Annotated in this window: 12 protein-coding genes; all 12 read left to right on the top strand. The window is 64.1% G+C overall.

Annotation, left to right across the window (positions count from 1 at the left end; translation table 11 throughout):
• The first annotated feature begins 51 nt into the window (after nucleotides 1–51).
• The 12 genes from AAFG07_RS26865 to AAFG07_RS26810 all read left to right on the top strand — a co-directional run bounded on the left by AAFG07_RS26865 (nucleotide 52) and on the right by AAFG07_RS26810 (nucleotide 12,985).
• Nucleotides 52–1,302: a transporter substrate-binding domain-containing protein gene (locus tag AAFG07_RS26865; protein WP_249131266.1), complete on the top strand. Its 1,251-nt coding sequence runs from the start codon at nucleotides 52–54 to the stop codon at nucleotides 1,300–1,302.
• 123 nt (nucleotides 1,303–1,425) lie between these two features.
• Nucleotides 1,426–2,295 (top strand): urea ABC transporter permease subunit UrtB, encoded by an 870-nt coding sequence (urtB, locus tag AAFG07_RS26860; protein WP_212310854.1) that lies wholly within the window; start codon nucleotides 1,426–1,428, stop codon nucleotides 2,293–2,295.
• 16 nt (nucleotides 2,296–2,311) lie between these two features.
• Nucleotides 2,312–3,451, top strand: a complete 1,140-nt coding sequence (gene urtC / locus AAFG07_RS26855) for an urea ABC transporter permease subunit UrtC (RefSeq protein WP_342722842.1) — start codon at nucleotides 2,312–2,314, stop codon at nucleotides 3,449–3,451.
• Entirely contained in the window at nucleotides 3,448–4,200 is a 753-nt protein-coding gene (gene urtD, locus AAFG07_RS26850; RefSeq protein ID WP_342722841.1) for an urea ABC transporter ATP-binding protein UrtD, read from the top strand. Before urtC ends, urtD begins: the two co-directional genes overlap by 4 nt.
• Nucleotides 4,193–4,885, top strand: a complete 693-nt coding sequence (urtE, locus tag AAFG07_RS26845; protein WP_342722840.1) for an urea ABC transporter ATP-binding subunit UrtE — start codon at nucleotides 4,193–4,195, stop codon at nucleotides 4,883–4,885. Before urtD ends, urtE begins: the two co-directional genes overlap by 8 nt.
• Before the next feature lie 32 nt (nucleotides 4,886–4,917).
• Complete coding sequence (locus AAFG07_RS26840; RefSeq protein ID WP_092125395.1) at nucleotides 4,918–5,955, top strand: aliphatic amidase; 1,038 nt, start codon at nucleotides 4,918–4,920, stop codon at nucleotides 5,953–5,955.
• Nucleotides 5,956–6,036: 81 nt separating this feature from the next.
• Nucleotides 6,037–7,371 carry a cytosine permease gene (locus AAFG07_RS26835; RefSeq protein ID WP_342722839.1) on the top strand — a complete coding sequence of 445 codons (1,335 nt, stop codon included), beginning with the start codon at nucleotides 6,037–6,039 and terminating at the stop codon, nucleotides 7,369–7,371.
• Between the two features lie 34 nt (nucleotides 7,372–7,405).
• On the top strand, nucleotides 7,406–8,425 hold the full coding sequence (locus AAFG07_RS26830) for an alpha/beta fold hydrolase (RefSeq protein ID WP_342722838.1): 1,020 nt from the start codon (nucleotides 7,406–7,408) through the stop codon (nucleotides 8,423–8,425).
• Nucleotides 8,426–8,474: 49 nt separating this feature from the next.
• Nucleotides 8,475–9,287, top strand: coding sequence for a CbbQ/NirQ/NorQ/GpvN family protein (locus tag AAFG07_RS26825; RefSeq protein ID WP_342722836.1), 813 nt, complete (start codon nucleotides 8,475–8,477; stop codon nucleotides 9,285–9,287).
• Between the two features lie 14 nt (nucleotides 9,288–9,301).
• Entirely contained in the window at nucleotides 9,302–11,590 is a 2,289-nt protein-coding gene (locus tag AAFG07_RS26820) for a VWA domain-containing protein (protein ID WP_342722835.1), read from the top strand.
• A 206-nt stretch (nucleotides 11,591–11,796) separates the two neighbouring features.
• Nucleotides 11,797–12,471 (top strand): STN domain-containing protein, encoded by a 675-nt coding sequence (locus AAFG07_RS26815; protein WP_342722834.1) that lies wholly within the window; start codon nucleotides 11,797–11,799, stop codon nucleotides 12,469–12,471.
• Between the two features lie 10 nt (nucleotides 12,472–12,481).
• Nucleotides 12,482–12,985 (top strand): RNA polymerase sigma factor, encoded by a 504-nt coding sequence (locus AAFG07_RS26810; RefSeq protein ID WP_176532285.1) that lies wholly within the window; start codon nucleotides 12,482–12,484, stop codon nucleotides 12,983–12,985.
• Nucleotides 12,986–13,200 lie beyond the last annotated feature (215 nt).

The following is a 13,200-nucleotide window of genomic DNA, read 5'->3' as shown; positions in this document are numbered from 1 at the left end:
AGCGCGCATCGGGAGGGCTTTTTGTTTTTTCAGTCCTGAAGGGAGCTAGGGATGAGCATTTCACGGCGGACTTTGCTGAGGAATACCGCGGCGCTTGGTGCATTTGCCGGCGCCGGACTGCCGCATATCTGGATCAAGAACGCCGACCTCGCTTACGCGGCCGGCGGCGAGATCAAGGTCGGCGTGCTGTTCTCGCTGACGGGAACGACCGCGATCATCGAGGAATCGCTCAACAAGGCGACGCTGCTTGCGATCGAGGAAATCAACGCCGCCGGCGGCATCAAGGGCAGCAAGATCGTGCCGATCGTCGAGGATCCTGCGTCGGATCCGGCGACCTTCTCGGAGAAGGCGCGCAAGCTCGTCGTCGGCGACAAATGCGTGAGCGTGTTCGGCTCCTATACCTCGGCGAGCCGCAAGGCGGTGCTTCCGGTCTTCGAGCGGCAGAACAACCTCTATTGGTATCCGACGCTCTATGAGGGCCGCGAGTGCTCGAAGAACGTCATCTACACCGGCGCGGTGCCGAACCAGCAGCAGGACGAATTCGTGCCCTGGCTGGTCAAGAAGTTCGGTAAGAAGTTCTATCTGATCGGCTCCAACTACATCTATCCGAAGGAAGAGAACAACTACTGCAAGAAGCTGCTCGAGAAACTCGGCGGCGAGGTCGTGGCGGAGGAATATGTGCCGCTCGGCCATTCCGAATTCTCTTCCGTCATCAACAAGATCCGCTCGACGCAGCCGAACGTGATCTTCTCCACCGTGGTCGGCGATTCCGTGGTCGCACTGCATCGTCAGTACAAGGCTGCCGGTCTCGATCCTGAGAAGATGCCGATGGCGAGCCTGACGACCTCCGAAAACGAGGTCGCGGCGATGGGCGGAGAGGCTGCCGCCGGTCACTTCACCTCGGCGCCGTACTTCATGGTGCACAAGTCGCCCGAGAACGAGAAATTCGTCGAGGCCTACAAGAAGCGCTGGGGCGCCGACAAGGTGACGCATTTCGTCTCGGAGGCCTGCTACTTCCAGACCTACCTGTTCAAGCAGGCGGTCGAGAAGCTCGCGACCAGCGATCTCACGCCGCCGAACATCCGCGACGCGGTCAAGGGCCAGGAAGTGATCGCGCCGCAGGGCAAGGTCCGGATCGAGTCGGAGAATCTGCACACCTGGCTGTGGCCCAAGATCGCGCAGGCGAAGTCGAACGGCCAGTTCGAGATTCTCGTCGAGGCCAAAGATTGGCTGAAGCCGGTGCCGTACGCGGCCTATCCCGGGCAGTCCTGCACCGAAAAGGGCCTGGTCGAGAAGAGCTGACGGGGGGCTGACGACGGCCGTCGGCGTGCGGCGCCGGCGGCCGGCTTCCGCAACGAAAGCGGCCTCTCGCAGAAGTGCGAGCGGCGCAGGGCGCCCAAACCAACATCGAAAGCGGATCCCGACGTGGACCAATTCATCGAACAAATCGTCACAGGCCTCAGCATCGGGTCGATCCTGCTGCTGGTCGCGCTGGGACTGTCGATCATCTACGGCTCGATGGGCATCATCAATCTCGCCCATGGCGAGTTCGTGATGCTCGGCGCTTACGCCGCCTGGGTGTTCCACACTTATCTTGGGCTCGGCCTGCTCGCGAGCCTCGTTCCGATCTTCCTGGTGGTGGCCACGTTCGGCTGGGTCATCGAACGCTACGTCCTCAGCCTGCTCAACAACCGGCCGCTCGACACGATCCTCGCCACCTGGGGCGTCGGCATCATGCTGCAGCAGGCGGTACGGCTGATGGTCGGCAGCGAACTCCGCTATGTGCAATTGCCGCCGGCGCTGGCCGACAGCATGGACGTGTTCGGCATCCCGATATCGTCGTATCGGGTGTTCCTGTTCGTCGTGTCGATCGCGCTGTTCGGGGCGACCTGGTTGCTCATGAACCGCACCACGGTCGGGATGAAGCTGCGTGCCATCATCCAGGACCGCTCGGTTGCCGCCTCGTTCGGCATCAACGCCAAGCGGGTCTATGCGCTGACCTTCGCCTATGGCGCAGGCCTTGCCGGACTCGCCGGCGCGCTGGTGTCGCCGCTCAAGAGCGTCTCGCCCGATATGGGCACCGGCTACGTGGTCGACGCCTTCATGGTGGTGGTGCTCGGCGGCGTGCAGAGCCTCGCCGGCACCGTGGCGAGTGCCTTCATCCTCGGCGAGCTCTCCGGCGGCATCGCCTTCCTGCAGAACGACACCGTGGCCAAGACGATCGTGCTGCTCGCCATCGTCGTGCTCATCCGTTTCCGCCCCGAGGGGCTTTTCACCGCACGTGTGCGGGCCTGAGACAGATCGCTCATCTATGCCGTCGAATAATTCTAACTCCAGCGGATTGCAGCGCCTGATCGCGCAACTTGCACCGTTGCTCATCGTTTCCGCGCTGGTGTTCGCGCTCCCGGTGCTGCTCAACAATGACTTCCTGCTCAACAAGGTCGCGCGCTATCTGGTGCTGGGCATCCTCACGATATCGCTCGGGCTGTCCTGGGGCTTCGGCGGCATCCTGAATCTCGGCCAGGCGATGAGCTTCGGGCTCGGCTCCTACGCGATGGCCATGGCGCTGAAGCTCAAGACCGTGCCGGTGCATACGGGGGCGAGCGGACTGCCGGACTTCATGGTCTGGAACAATGTCCAGCATCTGCCCTGGTTCTGGGAGCCGTTCCGGTCGCTCAGCTTCGCCATCGCCGCGGGCCTGCTCGTGCCGGCGCTGGTTGCAGCAGCGCTCGGCTGGTTCATGTTCCGGGGGCGTGTCACCGGCGTCTACGTCTCGATCATCACGCTCGCAACGATGGTGGTGATCAATCTCGTGATCATCGACCAGCAGAGCTACACCGGCGGCTTCAACGGCATCACCGATCTCGCCCAGCTCGAGCTGTTCGGCGTCGCGTTCGATGCCTATGGCCGCGCGACCTACTATCTCGTTGCCGGATGTGTACTGCTTGGCCTGCTGGTTGCCTTTGCCTTCACCAAGTCCAGGGCCGGCCTGATCGTGCAGGCAATCCGCGATCACGAAAGCCGGGTGCGCTACTTCGGCTACGACGTCGCGCTCTACCAGATCTTCGTGTTCGCGCTGTCGGCCGCGATCGCAGGCCTCGCCGGCATGCTCTACACGGTGGTGATGGAGTTTGCCTCGCCGACCTTCCTCGGCGTGCAGCTCTCGCTCTCGGTGGTGGTGTGGTGCGCCGTCGGCGGCAGGCAGAGCCTGGTCGGCGCGTTCCTCGGCGCGGTGCTGGTCGCGGGCATGCAGGGCGCGCTGTCGGAATCCGCGGCGTTCCTCGAAACCTGGACGCTGGTGATGGGCGCGCTGTTCGTGCTCGTGGTGCTGTTCCTGCCGAAGGGGCTCGCCGGCCTCGCGCAGGCCACCCGGCGCTGGGTTGCCCAGCGTAGACAGGCCGCCAGCGGCGCGGTTGCACGAAGCGTCAGCCAGACGGAGGGCAGCACATGAGCTCCCATCTCGATCTCCGCGACGTCTCGGTCAGCTTCAACGGATTCAAGGCGCTCAATTCGCTCAACATGAGCGTCGGCAAGGGCGAGCTACGCTGCCTGATCGGGCCGAACGGCGCCGGCAAGACCACGGCGCTGGACATCATCTGCGGCAAGGTCAAGCCGAGCGCCGGCACCATCAGCTTTGACGGCACCGCGCTGCAGGATCTCGAGGAATACGAGATCGCCCGCGCCGGTGTCGGCCGCAAGTTCCAGGTGCCGAGCGTGTTCCGCGAGCTCTCGGTCAGCGACAATCTCGAAGTGGCGCGGGCGCGCCGCACCTCCGTGTTCGGCAATTTGCGCTGGAGCATCGGCAATGCCCGGCGTGACGACATCGAACGGCTTGCCGAACTGGTCGGGCTCACCGAGCAGCTCGACCGGCCGGCCGCCTATCTGTCGCACGGCCAGACCCAGTGGCTGGAGATCGGCATGCTGGTCGCCCAGGACGCCGAGCTGATCCTGATGGACGAACCGACCGCCGGCATGACGGCCCAGGAAACCCGCAAGACCGCCGAACTGTTCGTACGGCTGAAGGGCAAGCACACCTTGATCGTGGTCGAGCACGACATGGGCTTCGTCAAGGCGATCGGCGACATCATCTCGGTGATGCATATGGGCCAGATGCTGGCCGAGGGCACCGCCGCGGAAGTGGAGGCGCATCCGGAAGTGCGCCGCGCCTATCTCGGATCGGGAGGCATCAGCCATGCTTGAGCTGACCGACGTCGACGCATTCTATGGCAACAGCCGCGCCCTGCAGGGCATCAACCTGATGGTCGGCAATGGCGAATTCCTGTCGGTGCTCGGCCGCAACGGCGTCGGCAAGACCACGCTGATGCGCAGCATCCTCGGCCTGATGGACCGGTGCACCGGACGCCTGTCGCTCGACGGCGCCGACATCTCGCCGCTGCGGACCCATCAGCGCGCCAAGGCCGGCATCGCCTATGTGCCGCAGGGCCGCGGCATCCTGCCGCGCTTCACCGTGCGGGAGAATTTGACGCTCGGGACCTTCGCGGCGAAATCGGCCAACGGCATCGAGGAATGGGTGCTCGAGCTGTTTCCGGTGCTCAAGGATTTTCTCAATCGCTACGGCGGCAATCTCTCCGGCGGTCAGCAGCAGCAGCTTGCAATCGCACGCGCGCTGCTTGCCCAGCCCAAAGTCATCCTGCTGGACGAACCGACCGAGGGCATCCAGCCGAACATCGTCGAGCAGATCGAGGACGTGATCGTCAAGCTCAATCGCGACCGCGGCATCACGGTCGTGCTGGTCGAACAGAATGTTGCGTTCGCGCGGCGCGCGTCCCACCGCTTCGCATTGCTCGAAAAGGGACGCGTCGTCGCCAAGGGCGCGATCGGTGAACTCACCGATGATCTCATCCAGCTGCACATGGCCGTGTAGCGGGAATTATCGTTCAGAAAGGGAGTCGAGACATGTTGCATGGAGATATATCGAGCAGCAAGGACACGGTCGGCGTCGCCGTGGTCAATTACAAGATGCCGCGTCTGCACACCAAGGCCGAGGTGCTGGATAACGCGCGCAACATCGCCAAGATGGTCGAGGGCATGAAGCTCGGTCTGCCGGGCATGGACCTCGTGATCTTCCCGGAATACTCGACCCACGGCATCATGTACGACTCCAAGGAGATGTACGAGACGGCTTCGTCAGTGCCGGGCGAGGAAACCCGCATCTTCGCCGATGCCTGCCGCAAGGCGAAGGTCTGGGGCGTGTTCTCGCTCACCGGCGAACGCCATGAGGAGCATCCCAACAAGGCGCCGTACAACACGCTGATCCTGATGAACGACAAGGGCGAGATCGTCCAGAAGTATCGCAAGATCATGCCGTGGGTGCCGATCGAGGGCTGGTATCCCGGCGACTGCACCTACGTCTCCGAGGGGCCGAAGGGCCTGAAGATCAGCCTGATCATCTGCGACGACGGCAACTACCCGGAGATCTGGCGCGACTGCGCGATGCGCGGCGCCGAATTGATCGTCCGCTGCCAGGGCTACATGTATCCGGCCAAGGAGCAGCAGATCCAGATCTCGAAATCGATGGCCTGGGCCAACAACTGCTACGTCGCGGTCGCCAACGCCTCCGGCTTCGACGGCGTCTATTCCTACTTCGGCCATTCCGCGCTCATCGGCTTCGACGGCCGGACGCTCGGCGAATGCGGCACCGAGGAGAACGGCATCCAGTACGCCCAGCTCTCGGTGTCGCTGATCCGCGATGCCCGCCGCAACATGCAGTCGCAGAACCATCTCTTCAAGCTGATGCACCGCGGCTATACCGGCCTGATCAACTCCGGAGAGGGCGATCGCGGCCACGCGGTCTGCCCCTACACCTTCTACAAGAACTGGATCACGGACCCCGAAGGTACGCGGGAAATGGTTGAAGCCATGACCCGTCCGACCGTCGGGACCGACGAATGTCCGATCGAGGGCATTCCGAACCAGAAAGTCGCACATCGTTGATTGGAAAAGCCGAGCTGTGCCGGCGCGATCATTCGCGCCGGCGCGGTTCTGAAACTGTTGCAGCGGGAAACGGGGGTTACCATGAGCAGCGAAGCAAATAGCGGACTGGTGCATCAGACCGAGGGGCAGATCGACGACCTTCTCGGCCATGAATTCGAGCACGAGCCGGTGCCGATCAGCGCCCGGCGCAGCGCCTTCTCGGTCACCATGGTGTGGCTGGGCTTTCCGATGATCATCACCGGGGCGATGACGGGATCGCTGCTGGTGCTGGGCATGGGCTTCAAGAATGCGCTGGTAGCGATGATCATCGGCAATCTGATCATGTTCGCCTATGTGGGCGCGCTCGGCCTGATCGGCACCAGGCGCGGCATGAACTTCGCGCTGATCGCCAGCATCGTGTTCGGAAAGAAGGGCTATGTGCTGGCGTCGGGCCTGCTGTCGACCCTGCTACTCGGCTGGTATGCGGTGCAGACCGGCATCACCGGCGCATTGATCTCCTCGACCTACGGTCTCAACTATGTAGCGATGACCATCGTCGCAGGCGTGCTCTATATCGGGATCACCTTCGTCGGCGTGAAGGGATTGCACTATATCGGGCTGGCGTCGGTACCGTTGTTTGTCGTCCTCGGTCTCTGGGTCGCGGCCGATGCTGCCTCGACCACGACGGCAGCGGCGATCTTCGGTTATGCCGGCAATAATGGCGTCGCCAGCATGTCGATGGGCGTCGGCCTCACGGTGGTGCTTGCGCTGTTCATCGATGCCGGCACGGTGACGGCGGACTTCAACCGCTGGGCGCCGAGCCCGCGGGCGTCCCTGTTTGCCACGTTCAGCGCGTTTCCGTTCGCCAATCTGGTGGCGATGCTGGTCGGCGGCGTGATGACGGCCGCGCTTGCGGTGCCGAACGCCAACCCGTTCGGTGTCGATAACATGTTCGGCTACATGAACGGCAAGCAGCTCACCTGGCTCAGCATTCTCGCCTTTATCTTCCTCTACGCCAATCTCGGATCGGTCTGCTCGCACTGCCTTTACAATGCGGCCACCGGCTGGTCCCGTATCCTCGGGACCAACATGCGGTTGATGGCCGTGATCCTCGGCGCCATCGGCATCGTGGTTGCCGCGGGGAATGTCTGGGCGTTCTTCATCCAGTGGCTGTCGCTGCTCGGCGTCCTCGTGCCGCCGATCGGCGCGATCATCCTGGTCGATCAGTATTTGTTGCGAACCGGGACGCGCGCGGACGTCGATTGGCGCGCGAAGCCGTTCATCGCCTGGGGCATCGGGTCGCTGTGCGCCTTTGCGGTTGAAAATCTGATGCCGGGGTTGTCCACTGCGATATCCGCCGCGCTGGTCGCCGGCATCGTGTACGGGGCGATCGCGCGGGTGGAATCCTCCGCCGAAAAGGTGGCGCGTCCCGCCTAAGCGACAAGCTCGATCAAGCAAGAAGGATACATCAATGAGCGTCGACTATCAGATCCATGATCTCGGCAATCTGGCCTTGCAGCGCGGCGCGACCCTCCGCGACTGCAAGCTCGCCTACAAGACGTTTGGCCAGCTCAACGCGGCCAAGGACAACGTGATCGTCTATCCGACCTGGTACTCCGGCCAGCACTACGACAATGAATGGCTGATCGGGCCGGGCATGGCGCTCGATCCGGCGAAGTACTTCATCATTATTCCCAATATGTTGGGCAACGGCCTGTCGTCGTCGCCGAGCAACACGCCGGAGCCTTATAACGGGCCACGTTTTCCGCAGGTGACGGCCTATGACAACGTCCGCGCCCAGCACCGGCTGGTGACCGAGAAGTTCGGCATCAAGCACATCCGTCTGGTCGTCGGCTGGTCGATGGGCGCGTTGCAGACGTTCCATTGGGGTGCGCTCTATCCCGATATGATGGATCTGCTGGCGCCGTTCTGCGGCTCGGCCAAATGCTCACGCCACAATTATGTGTTCCTCGAAGGCGTCAAGGCCGCACTCACGGCGGATGCGGCGTGGAACGAGGGCTGGTACACCGGCAAGCCGGCCCGCGGCCTGCGTGCTGCCGCACGGGTCTATGCCGGTTGGGGCTTTTCGCAGGCCTTCTATCGCGAGCAGCTCGATATCAAGACGTTGGGCTATTCGTCGCTGGAGGATTTCCTGGTGGCGTTCTGGGAGGGTTTCTTCCTGCCGAAGGATGCCAACAATTTGCTGACGATGCTGTGGACGTGGCAGCACGGCGACATCAGCGATAACGAGATCTACAGGGGCGACTTCAAGGCTGCGCTGAAGGCGATCAAGGCCAAGGCCTATGTCATGCCGGGGCAGACCGATCTCTACTTCCCGCCCCAAGATAGCGAGTTCGAGGTCGCGAATATGCCGAACGCCAAGTTCGTGCCGGTGCCGTCGATCTGGGGACACTTCGCGGGCGGGCCGGGGACGAACCCGGTCGATGTCGCCTTCATCGATACCAAGCTCAAGGAACTGCTCGCATCGTGAGTTCAATCGGTTGCGAACGGCTGCCTGCACGATCATGGGAGGCGTGAGCTTGTCCAATCCCGCTTTGCTGCTCGACCAGTACCGCATCCGCCAGGAGCCGTATTACCGGCCGCTCAAGGATGAGGTCGAACTGTTCGGTGCAGCCTATGCGAACCGCATGCCGGTGATGCTGAAAGGCCCCACCGGCTGCGGCAAGACCCGCTTCATCGAATACATGGCCTGGCGGCTCGGCCGTCCGCTCATCACGGTCGCCTGTCACGAGGACATGACGGCGGCGGATCTCGTGGGACGGTGGCTGCTCGATGCAGAGGGTACGGTATGGAGCGACGGGCCGCTGACGACAGCCGTGCGTCTCGGCGCGATCTGCTACCTCGACGAGATCGTCGAGGCGCGCCAGGACACGACGGTCGTGATCCATCCCTTGACCGACGATCGGCGTGTGCTGCCGCTGGAAAAGCGCGGCGAGCTGATCCACGCGCATTCCGATTTTCAGCTCGTGATTTCCTACAATCCGGGCTACCAGAGCGCGATCAAGGACCTCAAGGAATCCACCAAGCAGCGCTTCGCGGCGCTGGATTTCAGTTACCCCGACCGGTCGGCGGAAACCGAGGTGGTGTCGCGCGAGGCCGGCATCGAACCAAACCTCGCCGATCTCCTGGTGAAGATCGCCCAGCACAGCCGCAACCTGAAGGGCCAGGGTCTCGACGAAGGCGCTTCGACCCGGATGCTGGTCAATGCCGGCCGCTTGATCGGATGCGGCATCAGCCTCGAAAAGGCGTGCGAGACCACGATCGTCGTTCCCTTGACCGACGATGCGGACACCAGGAACACGTTGCGTGACGTGATTTCGGCCTCTGCGTAGACGGAAACTCGGAGGTGGCGGTCGCGCAAATCAGTTCGCTCGATGGCTTCCGGTCCGGGCGCCGGCTTGCGGAGCTCCTGCGCGGCCACGATGAGATTGCCGTGGCGGTGCAGGCGGCGCGGGCCGCCTTGCACCGGATGGGGGCGTTCGATCGTCTGGCGGCCTGGGACGAGGCGGTGCACGACCTGTTCGAGGCCAACCTCGGCCAGGCCGTGGTTCTGGGCTTTCTAAAGCTATCGGCGCAATGGCAGGCGCTGCGATCGACCGATGATCTGATCGCGATCGGACACGCCGCAGGCGATATCGGCCGCAGCGCCGGAAGCCGCGCTGCCCAGGCTTTGCTGACCGAATTGTCCAAAGTGCTGCCGCGGCTTGCGGGTGCTGGAGAACTCACCGCCGTTCTTGCCGCGCTTGGCCAACTCGCAGATGCAGGCCCGGAATCGGTGGGCCTTGCGATCGGCCGGCTGGAGCCGCTGCTCGCGCATGCTGGCGCCGACGATTTTTCCGCCTGGGTTTCGGCCGGCTTGCGGGCAAGCGGCGGCCGCGTATCGCGCCGGCGCGCCTATTTCGCGCTCGACGATCCGCTCTCGGTGCGGCTGTTCGCGGTCGGCCGAACCGGCGATGATTTTGCACGCCTGGAAAAGCGCCTCGCCGCAACCACGATCGCCCTGTGGAACAGGAAGCCGCGCTTCCGCAAGCTGGCCGTTGCACCGACGCCGGTGCCGCGGCGTGTCTCGCTCGCCGCCGGCCTCATCGGTCTCCCGGAGACCTTTCCCGGCTTCGCGGGCGAGGGAGCAGACACCATCTATCTCGCCGCGGTCGCGCATGCCGGCGCGCATCTGGTGCATTCCACCGTCCGCTTTCCGGTGGGGCGGCTGAAGGCGCTGCAGATCGCGCTGGTCTCGCTGATCGAGGATGCCAGGGTCGAGACGCTGGCGCTTCGCGAGATGCCAGGGCTACGCCGGCTGTGGTTGCCGTTTCACAGTGCGACGCCAACAAGCCAGGCAACTGCCGCCGGACTGATGATGCGGCTCGCGCGGGCGCTGATCGATCCGGACTATCAGGACCCGGATGCGTGGGTGACCAAGGGGCGAGCGCTGTTTGCCGAAGCCGCCGACCGCTGGATTGATCCTGCCATCAGCCGCGAGATCGGCGGGCTGCTCGGCAACGATATCGGGCAGATGCGGCTGCAGTTCAACGCCAAGAGCTATGTCGTCGAGCCGGCCTATCGCGATGACAATCTGGCGCTGTGGGATTTTGGCGATCAGCCGGACAGCCCGGCCGAGACGATCGAACTTGCAGTCGATTCAGTGCGGATCGAGCGCCGCGACGACGCCGGTGGAAAGTCCACCGACAACGACGCGAAGCCCGACGAGACACTGCGCGCGAAGGCCGCAGCGGTGACCCTGCTGGACGGATTTCCGGTCGCGACCTACTCGGAATGGGACTATGCCACGCGCACCGAGCGGGCGGACTGGACCACGATCCTGGAGGCTGATGCAGCGGTTTCCGCGCAGCCGTTCGACCCTTCGATGGATGCCGAGGCGATGCGCTGGATCACCGAGTTGACCCGTGACGCCTCAATCGGCCGCCGCATCCGACACAAGGGCCAGCGCGACGGCGACGCGCTCGACATCGACGCGGCAATCGCGCTGACGATCGAGCGCCGCGCCGGCAGTATCAGCGAGCCCAGGGTCTATCAGCGCGATGCGCCGGGACCGCGCGATCTCGCCGTGCTGCTGCTGCTCGACCTGTCGCAATCGACCGCGGACCGTGATCGTCGCGGCCGGACGGTTCTCGACGTCGAGCGCAAGGCCGCCGCGATCATGGCGACGGCGGTCGAGGCCGCCAATGACGCGATCGCGGTGCACGGATTCAGCTCCGACGGCCGCGAGCGTGTGCGCTATCTCCGCATCAAAGGCTTCGAGGAGCCGATGGACGCCGTGGTGCGTTCGCGTCTCGCGGGCCTTGGCAGCAGCCATTCCACCCGGCTCGGTGCCGCGTTGCGCCACGCCGGGGGCTACCTCGCGGGGCGACGCGCATTCCGCAAGGTGCTGCTGGTTCTGACCGACGGCGAGCCGTCCGACGTCGATGTGCCCGATCCGCAATATCTGGTGGAGGACGCGCGCCGTGCCGCTCAGCAGCTGCGGCGGCGCGGCACCGATATTTTTGCCTTCGGCATCGGTGAGGACAGATTTCCCCAGCTCGATCGCATTTTCGGCGAGCGCCATGCGCTCCGGGTGCCCCGTATCGAGGTATTGCCGCAACGGGTGATGCAGCTTTATGCGGAACTGAAGAAATAGTGCTGCCATCCCGAGCGGGCTCGGATCCTCGTTCCACGGGCCTACGCACCGCTGTCACACTTCGACGCTAACGTTGCAGATTGGACACAGTCGCCCGCCCCGGGGAAACAATCGACGCGGATACGATGAGCATTGGATATCTTTCGAGGGGCTTGGCAGGGCGCCCCTCAGACGCTCGTCGATTGTGCGTTTTGATCTGCCTCTGCATGCTGGGCGCGGGCAGCGATGTCGCGATCGGGCAGGAGAGTCCGATCGCTGCTGCGCCGCGCCTCACCTTCGATATTCCGTCGCAACCCCTGACATCCGCACTGGAAAGTTATGGCGCCACGTCGCGGCGTGAGGTGCTCTACGATGCGCGGCTTGCGACGGGCCGGCTCTCAGGCGAGGTGAGGGGCGTCTTCGCGCCGTCTGAAGCCCTGCAGATATTGCTCGATGGGACCGGGCTTGTCGGCCGCCTGACGTCGGAGAATGCCGTGGTGATCGTGCCCTCGTCTCCGGCCGCCGGGCAGCTAACGACGCCCGACGTCGATGCGCGAAAAGGCGATCCGGTCATTCGTGCCCGCTACTATGCCGTGGTGCAGAAGCGCGTTCGCGACGCCTTCTGCAAGGACATTTTGCTGCGGCCCGGCCGCTATCGGATCGCCGTGCAGTTCTGGATCGCTTCAACGGGATCCGTGCAACAGACCAGACTCTTGAGCAAGACAGGCGATGACCGTGTCGACAGCGCGATCGAGACGACGCTTCGCGGATTGAGAATGAACGAGGTGCCGCCGCCCGGCATCTCGCAACCCCTCACGATGGTCGTTGCGGCGCGTCCGTCGAAACGGACGCAGGACTGCGCCGGGATCGACGCCATCCGGACCAGCGGTGGGGTGAATTGAGCGTGCTGCGATGAGCGACGCGACCCGGACCATGCTGCGCAGCTTCCTGGCTGCCCGCTACGACGATCTCAAGCTGCGGCTGAGCCGTCGTCTCGGATCGGCGGAGCTTGCCAGCGATGCGTTGCAGGACACCTATGTGCGTCTCGGGCGGGCCGAGGTGGCGGGTTCGGTGCAAAGCCCGGCCGCCTATCTGTTCCGCATGGCCTTCAACGTCGCAATCGACCGGCAGCGGGCCGAGAAGCGGCGTCTGGCCCGCAATGAGGTTCAGGATCTGCTCCATATTGTGGACGATGCGCCCGGGCCGGGTCAGATCACGGAGGCTCGCTTCGAGATCGAGGCTCTGGAGAAGGCGATCGCGGAACTGACGCCGCGCCGCCGGGTCATCCTGCTGGCCGCGCGGCTTCAGGGAATGCCGCAGCGGGAGATCGCCAGCCGGCTGGGGGTCTCGTTGCGTCTGGTCGAGAAGGAACTCCGCCTCGCCCAGGAACACTGCGCGCTGAAGCTGGGAAAATAGTTGTGCGGTTGATGGCTATCGCGAACGTCAAGTGGATAGGCGGACGGTTCGGCCGCAGAGGCTGCCGTTTGCGTGCGCGGCGAGGCAAGGCCGCATGACGTACGAAGGCGGCAAATCGACGATAGGGCTCGGCGCGATGGAGCGGGAGGCACATGCCTGGGTGAGGCGCTTGACGTCCGGAGACGCGACGGTCGAGGATGCCGAGGCATTCCAGC

The sequence above is a fragment of the Bradyrhizobium sp. B097 genome (assembly GCF_038957035.1).
Classification (GTDB): domain Bacteria; phylum Pseudomonadota; class Alphaproteobacteria; order Rhizobiales; family Xanthobacteraceae; genus Bradyrhizobium.
Note: the sequence above shows the minus strand (reverse complement) of the source record. Positions and strands in the feature narration are given on the sequence as shown.